16 protein-coding genes are annotated in these 15,735 nt (G+C 71.6%); 4 read left to right on the forward strand and 12 right to left on the reverse strand.

Features of this window, described 5'->3' with window-relative positions; all coding sequences use genetic code 11:
* Window positions 1-64: 64 nt before the first annotated feature.
* Window positions 65-1,021, reverse strand: coding sequence for an FKBP-type peptidyl-prolyl cis-trans isomerase (locus J3P41_RS19385; RefSeq protein WP_307862058.1), 957 nt, complete (start codon window positions 1,019-1,021; stop codon window positions 65-67).
* Between the two features lie 100 nt (window positions 1,022-1,121).
* On the reverse strand, window positions 1,122-2,483 hold the full coding sequence (pafA, locus tag J3P41_RS17645; protein ID WP_210651940.1) for a Pup--protein ligase: 1,362 nt from the start codon (window positions 2,481-2,483) through the stop codon (window positions 1,122-1,124).
* Window positions 2,484-2,581: 98 nt separating this feature from the next.
* Between pafA and J3P41_RS17650 the strand changes: the two genes are divergently transcribed.
* Window positions 2,582-3,085, forward strand: coding sequence for a hypothetical protein (locus J3P41_RS17650; protein WP_210651941.1), 504 nt, complete (start codon window positions 2,582-2,584; stop codon window positions 3,083-3,085).
* Window positions 3,086-3,089: 4 nt separating this feature from the next.
* Here the strand turns inward: J3P41_RS17650 and prcA are convergent, their stop codons facing one another.
* From prcA to dop, 4 genes are all read right to left on the reverse strand, one after another.
* A complete protein-coding gene (gene prcA, locus J3P41_RS17655) occupies window positions 3,090-4,058 on the reverse strand; it encodes a proteasome subunit alpha (RefSeq protein ID WP_210651942.1) in 969 nt (322 codons plus the stop codon).
* A gap of 12 nt (window positions 4,059-4,070) precedes the next feature.
* Window positions 4,071-4,901, reverse strand: a complete 831-nt coding sequence (gene prcB / locus J3P41_RS17660) for a proteasome subunit beta (RefSeq protein ID WP_210651943.1) — start codon at window positions 4,899-4,901, stop codon at window positions 4,071-4,073.
* Window positions 4,902-4,905: 4 nt separating this feature from the next.
* Entirely contained in the window at window positions 4,906-5,103 is a 198-nt protein-coding gene (locus J3P41_RS17665; RefSeq protein ID WP_210651945.1) for a ubiquitin-like protein Pup, read from the reverse strand.
* Between the two features lie 79 nt (window positions 5,104-5,182).
* Window positions 5,183-6,703: a depupylase/deamidase Dop gene (gene dop / locus J3P41_RS17670; RefSeq protein WP_210651947.1), complete on the reverse strand. Its 1,521-nt coding sequence runs from the start codon at window positions 6,701-6,703 to the stop codon at window positions 5,183-5,185.
* 3 nt (window positions 6,704-6,706) lie between these two features.
* Between dop and J3P41_RS17675 the strand changes: the two genes are divergently transcribed.
* Entirely contained in the window at window positions 6,707-7,330 is a 624-nt protein-coding gene (locus J3P41_RS17675; protein WP_210651949.1) for a class I SAM-dependent methyltransferase, read from the forward strand.
* Window positions 7,331-7,480: 150 nt separating this feature from the next.
* On the opposite strand, the gene J3P41_RS17680 is transcribed toward J3P41_RS17675, so the two are convergent.
* The 5 genes from J3P41_RS17680 to J3P41_RS17700 all read right to left on the reverse strand — a co-directional run bounded on the left by J3P41_RS17680 (window position 7,481) and on the right by J3P41_RS17700 (window position 12,440).
* The gene (locus J3P41_RS17680; RefSeq protein ID WP_210651951.1) at window positions 7,481-7,825 is read right to left on the reverse strand and encodes a hypothetical protein; all 345 of its coding nucleotides are present in this window, start codon (window positions 7,823-7,825) and stop codon (window positions 7,481-7,483) included.
* A 7-nt stretch (window positions 7,826-7,832) separates the two neighbouring features.
* Window positions 7,833-9,578: a proteasome ATPase gene (gene arc / locus J3P41_RS17685; protein WP_210651952.1), complete on the reverse strand. Its 1,746-nt coding sequence runs from the start codon at window positions 9,576-9,578 to the stop codon at window positions 7,833-7,835.
* A 134-nt stretch (window positions 9,579-9,712) separates the two neighbouring features.
* Window positions 9,713-10,255, reverse strand: coding sequence for a GrpB family protein (locus J3P41_RS17690; protein ID WP_210651954.1), 543 nt, complete (start codon window positions 10,253-10,255; stop codon window positions 9,713-9,715).
* A 24-nt stretch (window positions 10,256-10,279) separates the two neighbouring features.
* The gene (locus J3P41_RS17695) at window positions 10,280-11,239 is read right to left on the reverse strand and encodes a tRNA (adenine-N1)-methyltransferase (RefSeq protein WP_210651956.1); all 960 of its coding nucleotides are present in this window, start codon (window positions 11,237-11,239) and stop codon (window positions 10,280-10,282) included.
* A gap of 34 nt (window positions 11,240-11,273) precedes the next feature.
* Window positions 11,274-12,440: a site-2 protease family protein gene (locus tag J3P41_RS17700; protein ID WP_210651958.1), complete on the reverse strand. Its 1,167-nt coding sequence runs from the start codon at window positions 12,438-12,440 to the stop codon at window positions 11,274-11,276.
* Between the two features lie 82 nt (window positions 12,441-12,522).
* Between J3P41_RS17700 and J3P41_RS17705 the strand changes: the two genes are divergently transcribed.
* Window positions 12,523-13,434 carry a PD-(D/E)XK nuclease family protein gene (locus J3P41_RS17705; RefSeq protein ID WP_210651959.1) on the forward strand — a complete coding sequence of 304 codons (912 nt, stop codon included), beginning with the start codon at window positions 12,523-12,525 and terminating at the stop codon, window positions 13,432-13,434.
* A 22-nt stretch (window positions 13,435-13,456) separates the two neighbouring features.
* On the opposite strand, the gene J3P41_RS17710 is transcribed toward J3P41_RS17705, so the two are convergent.
* Window positions 13,457-14,161, reverse strand: coding sequence for an HAD family phosphatase (locus J3P41_RS17710; protein ID WP_307862059.1), 705 nt, complete (start codon window positions 14,159-14,161; stop codon window positions 13,457-13,459).
* Between the two features lie 129 nt (window positions 14,162-14,290).
* On the opposite strand from J3P41_RS17710, the gene J3P41_RS17715 reads away from it, so the two are divergent.
* Window positions 14,291-15,697: a GntP family permease gene (locus J3P41_RS17715; protein WP_210651961.1), complete on the forward strand. Its 1,407-nt coding sequence runs from the start codon at window positions 14,291-14,293 to the stop codon at window positions 15,695-15,697.
* Window positions 15,698-15,735 lie beyond the last annotated feature (38 nt).

Here is a 15,735-nt window from a genome sequence, read left to right on the forward strand (position 1 = left end):
GCTCCGCCCGAGGCTGTGCCACCGCCGCTCCCCTACCCGTCGTGCCGCTCGTGAGTGCTGTCGCCTAGGACGCGGCGAGGATGTCGACGACGAAGAACAAGGTGTCGGTGCCCTTGATGCCGGCCTGCTCGTTGCCCTTCTTGCCGTAGCCCTTGGCCGGCGGGATCTCGAGGATCACCCGCGAGCCCACGGTGCGCCCGACCAGCCGCTCGTCCCAGCCGGCGATGACCTGGCCGACACCGATCGGGAACTCGGCCGGCTCCTTGCTGTAGGACTCGTCGAACGGCTCCTCGGCGTTGTAGACCTGCCCGAGGTAGTCGACGGTGAGGGTCTGGCCGGACTTCACCTTGGCGCCGTCGCCCTTGACGAGGGTCGTGGCGATGAGCTCGCCACTGGGCTCGTGGGCGTCGGTGAAGTCGAGCCCGGTGATGACGCCGTCCTCCTCGATGAGGCTGGGGGCCCACCCGGCGGGCTTCTTCTTCTCGCCCTGCGGGCCGTCGAGCGGCGGCACGGTCTCCGAGCGGTCGAGGATGTCGACGATCGCGAGAACCGCGTCCTTGTTGCCGATCCCGATGCTGGGGTTGCCGGCCTCGCCGTACGCCTCCTCCGCCGAGGTCAGCATCACCACGCGGTCACCGACCTGGTGGCCGATCAGGGCCTCGCGCAGGAACGGGAGGATGTCGTCGGCGACCTCGAGGGACTGCGGGCCCGACTCGTAGGTGCTCTGAGCCTCCTCTTCGGTGAACCCGTTGCCGATCCACCAGTTGGCGGAGACGGTGTCGCCGTCGGCGACGGTCTCGCCGTCGCCCTCGACGAGGACCTCGATCTCCTCCTGGGAGCCGTCGAGGCGGCCGTCGAAGGTCACCTTGGGCTCCTTGCCCTGCTTGCCCTCGATCGTGACCGAGTTCAGCGGCTTGCCGCCGGCCTCGTCGGACTCGCTGGAGCCGGAGCCGCAGGCGGCCAGGCCGAGCAGGCTGAGGGCGAGGACACCGCTGAGGGCGGCGGAACGTACACGGGACACAGGTTCACCTTGTTCGAGTCGGTCGGCGTTGCCGGGTCACCCTATCCAGCCGCCCCCACCCGCCGCGTCGCGACACCGGCACGAGTCGGTCACAGGCCGGTCACATCCCGTCGATGAGCCTCTGCACCCGCTCGTCGTACGCCTTGAACGGGTCCTTGCACAGCACGGTGCGCTGCGCCTGGTCGTTGAGCTTGAGGTGCACCCAGTCGACGGTGAAGTCACGGCGCCGCTCCTGGGCCTTGCGGATGAACTCGCCGCGCAGCCGTGCGCGGGTGTTCTGCGGCGGCACGCTCTTGGCCTCGAAGATCTTCAGGTCGCTGGCCACGCGGGCGACCGCGCCGCGCTTCTCCAGCAGGTAGTAGAGGCCACGACCGCGGTGGATGTCGTGGTAGGCGAGGTCGAGCTGGGCGATCCTCGCGTCGCCGAGCGAGAGACCGTGCTTGGCGCGGTAGCGCTCGATGAGCTTGAGCTTGATGACCCAGTCGATCTCACGGTCCACCAGGCCGAGGTCGTCGGACTCGACCGCCTTGAGGCCGCGCTCCCACAGGTCGAGCGCTCGCTCGATCGTCGGCGTCGAGATCTGGCGCCGGTCGACGAAGTCGCGGGCCTTGGCGAGGTACTCGGACTGGATGTCCAGGGCACTGGCCTCACGACCGTTGGCCAGGCGCACCTTGCGCTGCCCGGTGGGGTCGTGGCTGATCTCGCGGATCGCGCGAATCGGGTTCTCCATCGTGAGGTCGCGCATCACCACGCCCTCCTCGATCATCCGCAGCACCAGGTCGCACGACGCGAGCTTGAGCATCGTGGTCGTCTCGCTCATGTTGGAGTCCCCGACGATCACGTGCAGCCGGCGGAACCGCTCGGCGTCGGCGTGCGGCTCGTCGCGCGTGTTGATGATCGGGCGGCTGCGCGTCGTGGCGCTGCTGACGCCCTCCCAGATGTGCTCGGCGCGCTGACTCACGCTGTACGACGCCCCGCGCGGGGTCATCACCACCTTGCCCGCGCCGACCACGATCTGGCGGGTCACGAGGAACGGGATGAGGATGTCGGCGAGCCGGCTGAACTCGCCCGCCCGGCCGACGAGGTAGTTCTCGTGGCAGCCGTAGGAGTTCCCGGCGGAGTCGGTGTTGTTCTTGAACAGGTAGATGTCGCCGGCGATCCCCTCCTCGTGGAGGCGGTTCTCGGCGTCGAGCAGGAGTCCCTCGAGGATCCGCTCGCCGGCCTTGTCGTGCGTGACGAGCTCGACGATGTCGTCGCACTCGGGGGTGGCGTACTCCGGGTGGCTGCCGACGTCGAGGTAGAGCCGCGCGCCGTTGCGGAGGAAGACGTTGGACGACCGGCCCCAGCTGACCACCTTGCGGAACAGGTAGCGCGCGACCTCGTCGGGGCTCAGGCGGCGCTGGCCCTTGAACGTGCACGTCACGCCGTACTCGTTCTCGATGCCGAAGATCCGCCGGTCCACACGCCCACCCTAGTCGCGAGGAGGTCACGGTCAGGGGACCCGCACGTGGACGGCGCCGCGTCGCGTGCCGGCTTGACCGGCTCGCCTACGGTGCGGGCATGGACGACCACAGCGCACCCACTCCCCCGCCCGCCTCCTCGCCCGGCGCTGCACACACCGGCGCTGCCCCGACCGCGCCGTCGTGGGCCGTCGACATCGCGACGGCACTCGTCACCGGCGTCGTCACGGCGAGGTTCCCGATGCAGCGCTGGTCGCGGACCGCGCGGTGGGCGACGCACGGCGGGATGGGCGCGCTGACCGGCGTCGCGACCGGCTGGTCCGTGACTCGCGCCGGTGCGCTCGCGGATCCGGAGGACCCCGACGCGCCGCCGGCCAGCCCCGGCGGCGCGCGGGTCGCAGCGCTCGCGGTGCTGGCCGGTGCCGCCACTGTCGGGCTGAGCCGCGGCGGCGAGGCAGCCGACACGTGGGTGGAGCGCCGACTGGCGGACCGCGGCGTACGCCGCCCGCGGCTGTGGATGGGCATCGCGGCGGGCGGCGTGTCGCTGGCGATGAGCGCCGTGGACCGCCGCCGGGCCGCGACCCGCGCGAGCGTCGGGGACTGAGCGGCTAGGGCTTACCCGGCTCCGGGGCCGGCGGCTGCGGGGCCGGAGGCGTGGCCTCGCCCGGCGCCGCAGGGTCGGTGGGCGTCTGGCCGGCGGGCCGCGAGGGAGGAGCGATCGGCGGCGCGACCGGGGGCTCCCCGGTCACCGGGTCCTCCAGCGGCGGCGTCGCGCCGGAGACCTGGTCGGTCGGGTCGGCGGGGTCGTCGATGCCCGACTGTCGCGGACCGGAGCCGGCGAGCGCGTCCTCTGCGGTGGGCGCTGCGGGCTCCTCCGCACCGCGCTGGCCGAGGAGCTCAGCCAGCCGCGCCTCGCGCAGCCGCAGGAACTTGCGGGGCTGCGACCGGGTGCGGTCGAGCACCGCCACCTCGAGGTCGCGGACCGGGATGACCCGGTCCTCGGTCTCGGTGTGCCCCAGCGCGGCCACGGCCACTCGCAGCGTGTCGGGCAGCGAGGCGCCCTCGACGTAGTGCCGGGCCAGGTGTCCCGCGACGACGTCGGCCGCGCCGCCCATCACCGCATAGCCGTGCTCGTCGGCGACCTGGCCGTCGTAGGTGAGCCGGTAGAGCTGGTCGTCGGCGGCACTGTCACCGATCTCGGCGACGAAGATCTCGACCTCGTAGGGCTTCTCGCCGCCGGAGGAGAAGATCGTGCCGAGCGTCTGGGCGTACGCGTTGGCCAGCCCGCGCCCGGTGACGTCGCGCCGGTCGTAGGCGTAGCCGCGCATGTCGGCCAGGCGCACGCCGGCGATGCGCAGGTTCTCGAACTCGTTGTAGCGCCCGACCGCCGCGAAGGCGATCCGGTCGTAGATCTCGCTGACCTTGTGCAGCGCCTGCGAGGGGTTCTCGGAGACGAACAGGACCCCGTCGGCGTACTGGACGGCGACGACCGAGCGCCCGCGGGCGATGCCTTTGCGCGCGAAGTCGGCCCGGTCCTTCATCAGCTGCTCGGGCGAGACGTAGAACGGCATGCTCATGTGTCGGGTCTCCTAGACCAGCTCGGCGGCGGGACCGTCGGGACGCTGCATGCGGGCGGCGATCATCCGGTCGGCGATGACGGAGACCTCCTCGTCGGGCATGCGTCGGCCGCCGTCGGCGGTGATGACGTGGACGACAGGGAAGATCCGGCGGGTGATGTCGGGCCCCCCGGTGGCCGAGTCGTCGTCGGCGGCGTCGTAGAGCGCCTGGACGACGGCGGTCACGGCACCACCGGCGTCGAGGTCGTCGCGGTAGAGCTTCTTCAGCGACCCGCGGGCGAACAGCGACCCGGACCCGACCGAGTGGAACGCGGTCTCCTCGTAGCGCCCGCCGGTGACGTCGTAGCTGAAGATCCGACCCTGGCCGGCGTCGAGGTCGAACCCGGCGAAGAGGGGGACCACCGCGAGGCCCTGCATGGCCAGGCCGAGGTTGGCCCGGATCAGGGCAGCGAGCCGGTTGGCCTTGCCGTCCATGGACAGCGTCGTGCCCTCGATCTTCTCGTAGTGCTCGAGCTCGGTCTGGAACAGCCGCACCATCTCCACGGCGAGGCCGGCGGTGCCGGCGATGCCGACGACGGAGTACTCGTCGGCGGGGAAGACCTTCTGGATGTCGCGCTGGGCGATGATGTTGCCCATCGTGGCGCGCCGGTCGCCGGCCATCACCACCCCTCCGGGGAACGTCGCGGCCACGATCGTGGTGCCGTGCGGGGCGAGGTCGCCGGCAGCGCCTGCGGGCACGGCGCGACGCGAGGGCAGCAGGTCGGGCGCCTCGGTGCCGAGGAAGTCGGCGAAGCTCGAGGTGCCGGGCGCCATGAAGGACGCCGGCAGGCGGGAGTCGGTCATGCGGTCACTGACCGCCCTTCTGGATGAACGACTTCACGAAGTCCTCGGCGTTGGTCTCGAGGACCTCGTCGATCTCGTCGAGGATCGCGTCGACGTCCTCGTCGATCATCTCCTTGCGCTCGGCGACGTCGGTCTCGGTGACCTCCTCGGTCACCTCCTCGGTCTCGGAGGACCTGCGCGGCTGCTTCTGCTCCTGTGCCATGGCTCGACCCTATCCACTCCCACTGACGCGACAAGGAGGTTCACCCTGCCGGGCGCGGCCGACCGGGCGCCGCGACAGGTCAGCGGGTGATGGCGGCGACCAACGCCTGGGCGGAGTCGCTGCGGTCGATCAGCTCGCCGACGTGCGCGCGGGTCCCGCGCAGCGGGTCGATGGTCGGCACCCGCTGGAGCGACTCGCGCCCGGGGAGGTCGAAGATGACCGAGTCCCACGACGCAGCGGCCACCGAGTCGGCGTACTTGTCGAGGCAGCGACCCCGGAAGTAGGCGCGGGTGTCGACCGGCGGGTCGTGCATCGCCGCCTCGATGGTGGCGTCGTCGAGCAGCCGGGTGACCCGACCGGCGGCGGCGAGGCGGTGGTAGAGGCCCTTGTCGGGGCGCACGTCGGCGTACTGCAGGTCGATGAGGTGCAGCTTGGCGTCGTCCCAGGCGAGCCCGTCGCGGTCGCGGTACTGGTTGAGCAGCTTGAGCTTGGCCACCCAGTCCAGCTCGGCGGCACACTCCATCGGGTCGCGCTCGAGGCGCGTGAGCACCGACTCCCACCGGGCCAGCACGTCGACGGTCTGCTCGTCGGCGTCGGCGCCGTAGCGGTCCTCGACGTACTTGCGCGCCAGCTCGAGGTACTCCAGCTGCAGCTGTACGGCGGTGAGCCGGCGCCCGTCGCGCAGCGTGACGAGCTGGCGCAGCGTGGGGTCGTGGGACACGTCGCGCAGCGCACGGACCGCGCCCTCGACGCTGAGGTCGCGGTCGATGTAGCCGTCCTCGATCATGGCGAGGACGAGCGAGGTCGTGCCGGACTTGAGGTAGATCGAGGTCTCGGCGAGGTTGGCGTCGCCGATGATCACGTGGAGGCGACGGTAGACCGCGGGATCGGCGTGCGGCTCGTCGCGGGTGTTGATGATCGGCCGCTTGAGCGTCGTCTCGAGGCCGACCTCGACCTCGAAGTAGTCCGCGCGCTGGCTGATCTGGAAGCCCCGCTCGGGCGTGGTGTCGCGGCCGTCCTGGCCGATCCCCACCCGGCCGGCGCCGGTGACGACCTGCCGGGAGACGAAGAACGGCGTCAGGTGGCGCACGATCTCGGCGAAGGGCGTCGAGCGGCGCATCAGGTAGTTCTCGTGGGCGCCGTAGGACGCGCCTTTGTTGTCGGTGTTGTTCTTGTAGAGCACGATCGGTGCGCTGCCCGGCACCTGCGCGGCCATCCGGGAGGCGTCGAGCATCACCTGCTCCCCCGCCTTCTCCCACCGCACGACGTCGAGCGGCGTGGTCACCTCCGGCGAGGAGTACTCGGGGTGGGCGTGGTCGACGTAGAGGCGGGCACCGTTGGTGAGGATGACGTTGGCCAGGCCCAGGTCCTCGTCGGTCAGCTGCGTCGGGTCGGCCAGCTGGCGCGACATGTCGAAGCCGCGTGCGTCGCGCAGGGGCGACTCCTCCTCGAAGTCCCAGCGCGCCCGGCGGGCCCGCACCGTCGAGGTGGCGTAGGCGTTGACGATCTGCGAGGAGGCCACCATCGGGTTCGCCGAGGGCTGGCCTTGCACCGAGATGCCGTACTCCACCTCCGTGCCCATCACGCGTCGTACGCTCATACGGTGAGCCTACGGGTGTGGGACGAGCACGTCGTGCCTCGACTGACGGACCTGAGCCTGCGCGGGCACGAGGTCGTCGAGCTGCGGGAGGCGGTGTGCGCCGGGCTCACCGGACGGGTGCTCGAGATCGGCTTCGGCAGCGGCCTCAACGTGCCGTGGTACCCGCCCGCGGTGACCTCCGTGACCGCGATCGAGCCGTCCGACGTCGGCTGGCGGCTCTCGGCGAGCAGGCGCGCGCTCACCACGGTGCCGGTCGAGCGCGCGGGCCTCGACGGGCAGCGCCTGGACCTGGCGGACGCCTCGCACGACTGCGCCCTGGTCACGTTCAGCCTGTGCACCATCCCGGACGCGGTGCTGGCGTTGCGCGAGGCGCGGCGGGTGGTGCGCGACGACGGCCACCTCCACGCGTTGGAGCACGGTCTGGCTCCCGATGCGTCCGTACGCCGCTGGCAGCGCCGGCTGGAACCGGCGCAGCGCGCACTCGCGGGCGGGTGCCACCTCACCCGCGACATCCCCGCGATCGTGCGGGACGCGGGCTGGGAGACGATCGATGTCGAGCGGTCCTACCTGCCGGGACCGGCGATGAGCCGCCCCTGGGCGTGCTGCTACCGGCTCCTCGCGGCATGAAGGGCCGTCGCGGGCATCAGCGTCCGCGGCGCAGGTAACCCATGAGGAAGAGCACGATGAGCACGACGACGACGATGATCAGGATGGTCTTCATCTGTTCAACCTAGCGGCGCGACGCGCCGGGGCCACCTTCCTGAGGGGGTGTGTCGCTCACGGACGGGACTGCCACGCGTGGGCGAGGTTCACCGCGACGATGCCTGCGAGCGTGACCAGGAGCGCCAGGAACTGGCCGTTGACCCCCAGCGCGATGCTGATCGGGATGAAGGCGACCAGCGAGACGATCCCGAGTGCGAGCTGGCGGCCGCCGGCGCCTGCGACCGCCGCCGTACGGCGCTGCTGCAGCGCCACCTGATCGGCGACGCGCCGCTCCACCGCCCGCTCGATCCGCTCGGCGAACCCGTCGACGAGCTCGGCGTCGTAGCGGGCGCCGAGCTCGCGACGGGTCGCCAGCGCGGCCTCGATGTCGCCGTGGCCGAGCTCGTCGTGCTGGTTCACCGGAGGCTCACAGGTACTGCCCGGTGTTGGCCACGGTGTCGATCGAGCGGCCCGGCTCGGTGCCCTGCTTGCCGGTGATGAGGGTGCGGATGAAGACGATGCGCTCGCCCTTCTTGCCGGAGATCCGCGCCCAGTCGTCCGGGTTCGTGGTGTTGGGCAGGTCCTCGTTCTCCTTGAACTCGTCGACGCACGCCTGGAGCATGTGCTGCACGCGCAGCCCGCGCTGGGCAGGGTTGAGGCCACTGTCGAGGAAGTCCTTGATCGCCATCTTCTTGGCGCGGTCGACGATGTTCTGGATCATCGCGCCGGAGTTGAAGTCCTTGAAGTAGAGGACCTCCTTGTCGCCGTTGGCGTAGGTCACCTCGAGGAAGCGGTTCTCCTCCGACTCGGTGTACATCCGCTCCACGGTCGCGCGGATCATCGCGTTGACCGTCGCCGCACGGTCCTGGCCGAACTCGGCGAGGTCGTCGGCGTGCAGCGGCAGCGTCGGGGTGAGGTACTTGGAGAAAATGTCGCGCGCCGACTCGGCGTCGGGGCGCTCGATCTTGATCTTCACGTCCAGGCGGCCCGGTCGCAGGATCGCCGGGTCGATCATGTCCTCGCGGTTGGAGGCACCGATCACGAGCACGTTCTCCAGCGCCTCGACGCCGTCGATCTCGCTGAGCAGCTGGGGCACGATCGTGTTCTCGACGTCGGACGAGACACCGGATCCGCGGGTGCGGAACAGGGAGTCCATCTCGTCGAAGAACACGATGACCGGGGTGCCCAGCGAGGCCTTCTCACGTGCCCGCTGGAAGACCAGTCGGATGTGGCGCTCGGTCTCGCCGACGTACTTGTTGAGCAGCTCGGGGCCCTTGATGTTGAGGAAGTAGGACTTCCCGGACGCCCCCGTACGCTCGGCGACCTTCTTGGCCAGCGAGTTGGCGACCGCCTTGGCGATCAGCGTCTTGCCGCAGCCCGGCGGACCGTAGAGCAGCACGCCCTTGGGCGGCTTGAGCTCGTGGTCGCGGAACAGCTCCGGGTGGAGGTAGGGAAGCTCGACGGCGTCGCGGATCGCGTCGATCTGGGTGGCGAGCCCGCCGATCTGCGTGTAGTCGATGTCGGGCACCTCCTCCAGGACGAGCTCCTCCACCTCGGACTTGGGCACGACCTCGTAGACGTAGCCCGCGCGGGTGTCCAGCAGCAGCGAGTCGCCGGCGCGGATGGTGACGCCCTCGGCGCGCAGCGGCTCCGCGAGGCGGACGACGCGCTCCTCGTCGGCGTTGGCGATGACCAGGGCCCGCTCGCCGTCGGCGAGGACCTCCTTGAGCATCACCACCTCACCGACCTGCTCGAAGTCGAGGGCGGCGACGACGTTGAGCGCCTCGTTGAGCATGACCTCCTGCCCGCGTACGAGCGAGTCGAGCTCGACGGCGGGGCTCACGCTCACCCGCAGCTTGCGGCCGCCGGTGAAGACGTCGACGGAGTCGTCGTCGTTGCGCCCCAGGAAGGTGCCGAACCCGGCGGGCGGCTGCGCCAGCCGGTCGACCTCCTCCTTGAGCGTGGTGATCTGGTCGCGCGCGTCACGCAGGGTCTGCGCGAGGCGCTCGTTCTGGCTGGAGACGGCCGCCAGGGACCGTTGGGCGTCGGCCAGGCGGCTCTCCAGGCCGCGGGACTGCCCGGGGACGTCGTCGAGGCGGCGGCGCAGGTCGCTCACCTCGGCCTCCAGGTAGCGCACCTGGGTGGTCAGTTGCTCGCGTGTCGGCTCAGACATCTCGCACCTCCTGGTCAGTGACACTACCCACAGACCGATGGGACGGACACGGACACGCGCCTGAGTCGGTCACCGTTTCGCCACGGCGCCGACACCCGCCGGTCGCCCGGGACGCGCCTGCGGTCGGACGGCGCTCAGCCGGCGTTGAGGCGGCGGATCGCGTCCAGCTCGACCGGGTCGAAGGCGCCGGAGACCGCCAGGACCTGCTGCAGCACGGCCGACTTGCCGGCGACGTAGGTGTCGATGTCCATTCCGGGCTCGGCCGCCAGGGCGAGCTTCACCGCGGCGTACGCCTCGCGCAGGTCGTCGCGGCTGCGCAGGACGTCGCGCACGGCGAGGTGGTTGCGCACGTGGGTGGTGCCCGCCGTGCACACGTAGACGTGGCGGCGGGGCGGCCCGGGCGCGTGGAAGGCCTCCCGGCCCGGCACTCCGAGGTCGCCGCGGTGCACGTAGCCCGCCGTCCCCAGCGCCGTGATCGCCGCGTCGACGTCGCCGGCCTCCACGATCACGTCGATGTCGAGGATCGGCTTGGCGGCCAGGCCGGGGACGGACGTCGATCCGACGTGCTCGACCGAGGCCGAGGCCACGCCGGCCAGGGCGGCCCGCAGGACGGCGGCCACGTCCTCGAACTGCGCCGCCCAACCGGGCGACCAGGCGACGACCTCGATCGTGCTCATGCGGACAGGCTCATGCGGTGGCGCTCACTCGACCTCGGGCCCGAGCTCGAGCGGCGGGACGTCCGCCGGACGGGGACCGGTGTAGTCGCGGCCGTAGGCCCCGGGAGCGGGTCGGCGCGTCTTGCGGGGAGCCTTCTCCCCCGGCGCCATCCGGCGGGCGGTGACGAGGAAGGCGGTGTGGCCGATCATCTTGTGCCCCGGCCGCACGGCCAGCCCCTCGACGTGCCAGTCGCGCACGAGGGACTCCCACGGCTGCGGCTCGGTGAAGCCGCCGTGCACGCGCAGCGTCTCCACGACCCGGGACAGCTGGGTGGTGGTGGCGACGTAGGCGCACACGATGCCGCCCGGCACCAGCGCGTCGGCGACCACGTCGATGCAGCTCCACGGGTCGAGCATGTCGAGGATGATCCGGTCGACCGTCCCCAGAGTGGGCAGGCCGTCCTTGAGGTCGCCCAGGCGCAGGTCCCACGCGGGGTGCGTCTGGCCCGCGGGGGCGGAGAAGAACTGGTCGACGTTGCGCCGGGCGACGTCGGCGAACTCCTCGCGCAGCTCGAACGACGTCACCTTGCCCCACGGACCGACGGCCCGAAGCAACGAGCAGGTGAGGGCGCCCGACCCGGCGCCGGCCTCGACCACGCGCGCGCCAGGGTAGATGTCGGCGAGCGCCACGATCTGGGCGGCGTCCTTGGGGTAGACGACGGCCGCGCCGCGCGGCATCGACACGACGAACTCGCTGAGCAGCGGGCGGAACACGAGGTACTGCCCGCCGGCGGACGAGGTGACGGTGAACCCCTCGTCCCGGCCGATCAGCTCGTCGTGGTCGAGGTGTCCCTTGTTGGAGAAGAAGCGCTTGCCGGCGACCAGCTCGAAGTTGTGCTTGCGCCCCTTCTGGTCGGTCAGCCGCACCCACTCTCCCTCGCGCAGGGGGCCGCGGTGCACCCCCGACCAGGCCTCGGGCGGAACGTCGGGAGAGGGCTCGGACATGGCCGGAAGACTAGTGCTCCGGGGGCCGATCCACTCAGCCGGCGGCGTTGTGCCGGAAGGCTCGGTCGACGTCGGCGGTGGTCAGCACGCCGTAGATCCGCCCGTCCTCCTCGACGAGGAGGTACTCGTCGGCCGGGCGCCGGCTGATCGCGAGGATCAGCTCCTCCCCTGCCACTGTGGCCGGCAGGGTCAGCCCCTCCTCCACCGCCCGCGTCACCGTCGACACGGCCACCCACGGGCGCCGTTCTGCCGGCATGGCGACGACCGCGGCCTCGCTGACGATCCCCAGCGGGGTCCCGTCGGGTGCGACCGTCACGATGCTGCCGGCCTGCGCCTCCTGCGCCCGACGTACCGCCTCGGCGAGCGGCAGGTCGCCCGGGACGGTGAGCGTGCGCCGGGCCAGGGGACGCGCCACCAGCGCGGGCAGCCGCTCACGGACCCGGGCGTGGGCGATCGCAGCGGTCGCCGCCGTCCAGAGGAACAGGCCCAGGACGAAGACCAGGACCAGGTCGAGCACCGTCGTCGCGACGCCCGTCAGCGGCTCCTGGACCAGCGGCCACGCCAGCAGGGCGAGCGCGGCCAGTCGGCCGCCCCAGGCGGCGACGATGGTGGCCTTGTGCTGGTTGCCCGAGGCGCCCCAGACCGCGGCCTTCAGCACGCGACCGCCGTCGAGCGGCAGACCCGGCACGAGGTTGAGCACGCCGATCACCAGGTTGGCGCCGCCGAGCCCCTCCACGGCCACCCGCAGAAGCCCTTCGGGGACCAGGAACGAGCCGCCGAACGCCACCGCGCCGACGGCGATCGAGGTCAGCGGCCCCACCACGGCGATCCAGAACTCGTGGCGCGGACGGCGCGAGACGCCGTCCACCTCGGTCATGCCGCCCAGGAAGTGCAGCGTGATCGAGCTGACGCCGTAGCCGAGGCGCTGGGCGGTGACGGCGTGGGAGGCCTCGTGCAGCAGCACCGAGAGGTAGAGCACCACGGCGAAGGCGAAGCCGGCGACGTACTTCCAGAAGCCCAGGCCCGGCTCCTCGAGCTCGATGCGCGGGGCGAACGCCAGCGAGATCAGCAGCGCGACGAGGAGCCACGAGCGCGTGATCAGCACGTCGATGCCGGCGATGGACCCGACGCGCAGCGTGCCCGGCGCGCGCGGCACGGGCGAGGGACCCGGGGTGGGCGCTGGATCGGCGGGACCGGACACGTCTCGACCCTAGCCAATGCCGCCCACAGCGGCTGCGCCCGCGCGGGCGGCTGTCGTACCCCCCGCCTAGGGTGACGGCGTCATGTCAGTCCAGTCCTCCGCCCCCAGCGCGCCGCCCCGCTCCCCCGCCGAGCGGGTCTCGACCCCGGTCGACGGCGTCGACGTGCTCGGCGCGCTGTCCCCGAGCCGGGCGGCCGACTTCATGAGCTGTCCGCTGATGTATCGCTTCCGCACCATCGACCGACTGCCGGAGACGCCCTCGCCCGACGCCGTGCGCGGCACGGTGGTGCACAAGGTGCTCGAGGACCTCTTCGACCTGCCGGCCGCCGAGCGCACGCCGGAGCGCGCGGGCGACATGCTCGTCCCGGCGTGGGACGTGCTGCTGGAGGCCGAGCCCGCGCTGGCCGAGATGTTCGGCGACGCCGGGCCCGACCTGGCGACGTGGCTCGCCTCGTGCCGCACCGTGCTCCAGCGCTACTTCGAGCTCGAGGACCCGCGCCGCCTCGAGCCCGCCGAGCGCGAGCTCTACGTCGAGGCGCTGCTCGACTCGCGGCTGCTCCTGCGCGGCTTCGTCGACCGCGTGGACGTCGCCGCGGACGGGCGGATCCGCATCGTCGACTACAAGACGTCGAGGTCGCCGCACGAGGACTACGAGGCCAAGGCGCTGTTCCAGATGCGGTTCTACGCCCTGGTCATCTGGCGCCTGCGCGGAGTGGTGCCCGCGGTGCTCCAGCTGATCTACCTCGGCAACGGGGAGATCCTGCGCTACGAGCCCGACGAGGCCGACCTGCTCGCCACCGAGCGCAAGGTCGAGGCGCTCTGGGCCGCGATCCGGCTCGCGCAGGAGACCGGCGACTGGCGGCCGCGGCCGTCGCGCGTGTGCGACTGGTGCTCGTTCCACCGGTTCTGCCCGACCAAGGGCGGCACCGTGCCCCCGCTGCCCGAGCACGCCCCACCAGCCGTCGACGCGTCGGTCGACGAGTCGGCGGGCTGACCCACACACCGGGCCGGCCTGGTCACTCCTGCGGCACGCTCCCCGCGGGGGTGTACGCCGCCGTGAGCCGGCCGAGGGCGGCGGCATCGATGCCGTCGAGGGTGTCCGCGAACACCCGCCCGGGCCCCTCGAGGATCGGCACGTGGTGCGGGACGCACAGCACCGTGCAGCCGGCAGCGACGGCGGACCGTGCACCGGTGTTGGAGTCCTCGATCGCCACGCAGTGCTGGGCGGCGAGTCCGAGCTCCGCTGCCGCCGTCAGGTAGGGCTCGGGGTGCGGCTTGCCGAACTCGACGCGGTCCCCGGTGACCACGGTGGCGAACGTGGCGGCGGGCAGGCGCGCCAGGATCGGGTCGACGAACCGCTGCCACGACATCGTGACCAGCGCGCAGGGCACGTCGTGCTCGCGCAGGTCCGAGAGCAGCTCGAGCGCACCGGGTCGCCACGGCACCTCGACCTCGACGCGGGCCACCACGCCGTCGAGCAGCTCGTCGACGATCTGCTGCGGGCTGCGGTCGATGCCCATGTGCCTGCGGATGTACTCGCCGGACTCGAGCAGCGCGTTGCCGACGAGGTTCATCGCGTGCTCGTGCGACCACGTGCCGCCGTACTTCTCGGCCATCGCGTACTCGGTGTCGATCCAGTAGGGCTCGGTGTCGACGAGGGTGCCGTCCATGTCCCACAGGACCGCGGCGGGCAGGTGGGTCGACATCGCCGGAGCAGTCACCCCACGACCCTATCGACCGCCGAGCCGGTCCCCCGACCGTGCCCACGACCCGGCACGCCGGCTGGCCAACGCGCGCGCACACCGGTAGACAGAGGCCGACCCGGAGACCCCGGGAGCTAGGAGCACACCATGGTCGCCGTCCACACCGCCATCGCGATCCTCCTGGTCATCGCGCTCATCATCCGGGTGCGCATCGACCCGGTCATCTCGCTGATCGTCGGCTCTCTCTACCTGGGCCTCGCCGCCGGCGTCGGATTCGCCGGCACCGTCGAGGCGATCACCACGGGCTTCGGCGGGATCATGGCGGAGGTCGGGCTCCTGATCGGCTTCGGAGTGCTGATCGGCTCGCTGCTCCACTCCACCGGTGCGTTCCGGCGCCTGGTGAGCCTGCTCGTGCAGCGGGTGGGCCCCGGCCGGCTGCCGTACGCGCTCACCTCGATGCTGGCGGTCGTGATGCCGTCGATCTACGTCGACGTGCAGGTCGTGCTGGCCGCGCCGGTCGCGCGCTCGGCCTCGCCGTTCATCGGCAAGGTGGGCCTGCCGGTGCTCGCCTCGGCGCTCGGCTGCGGGATCTTCGCGGGCTACGTCTTCGTGATCCCCGGCCTGGCCGCGATCTCCATCGCCGGGCTCCTGGACATCCGGCTGGGCGACTGGCTCGTCTGGGGCGTGGTCATCGGGCTGGTGACGGCGGTCGTGTCGACACTGCTCATGCGGCTGCTGTTCCACGCGGGCGGCTTCTGGAACCCCGAGACCGACGAGGAGGTCGACGAGGCGATGGTCGAGCAGGAGGCTGCCGACCGCGCGTACCTGACCGGGGAGGCGTCCTCCTCCGAGGAGGCGATCCGGCGCACCGACGCCGAGGCCGGCAGCGGCGTACGACGCCTGCCGCTGCTGGTCCTCATGCTGCCGATCCTGGTCCCGCTGCTGCTCATCGCCTTCGGCGCGTTCGCCGAGCTGGGCGACTGGTCCAACGAGTTCATCGCGTTCCTCGGCGACGCCAACATCGCACTGTTCATCGGCCTCGTCGGCGCGTACGCGCTCTCGCGCGCCTCCGCCGGCTCCGAGCGGACGAACGAGGCGATGGAGGACGGGTTCCACACCACCGGCGAGATCCTGCTCATCACCGGCGTCGGCGGCTCGCTCGGCGCCGTCATCGAGGCGACCGGGCTCGACAAGGTCCTCGGCGATCTGTTCCAGGCCGACGAGGGGGCGCCGGTGGTGCTGAGCATCCTGCTCGCCTGGTTCATCGCCGCCGTGCTGCACCTGGCGATCGGTTCGGTGTCGGTCGCGGCCATCACCGCCGCCGGGATCATCGCGCCGATCCTCGACTCGCTGACCATCTCCCCGCTTGTGATCGGCCTCGCCATCGCGTCGGGCGCCATGTTCGCGCTGCAGGTCAACAGCAACTTCTTCTGGATGTTCAAGTCGCTGCTCGGGCTCTCGACCAAGGGCACGCTGAAGACGCTCACGCTGGTCACCTCGGTGGCGTCGGTGGTGTCGCTGCCGCTGGTGATGCTGGCAGCGCTCGCCCTCTGAGAGCCGGCCCAGCCGGACGGCCGGGCCCCCTCGGGGTC

The organism is Nocardioides sp. SYSU D00065 (assembly GCF_017916425.1).
Taxonomy (GTDB): Bacteria; Actinomycetota; Actinomycetes; order Propionibacteriales; family Nocardioidaceae; genus Nocardioides.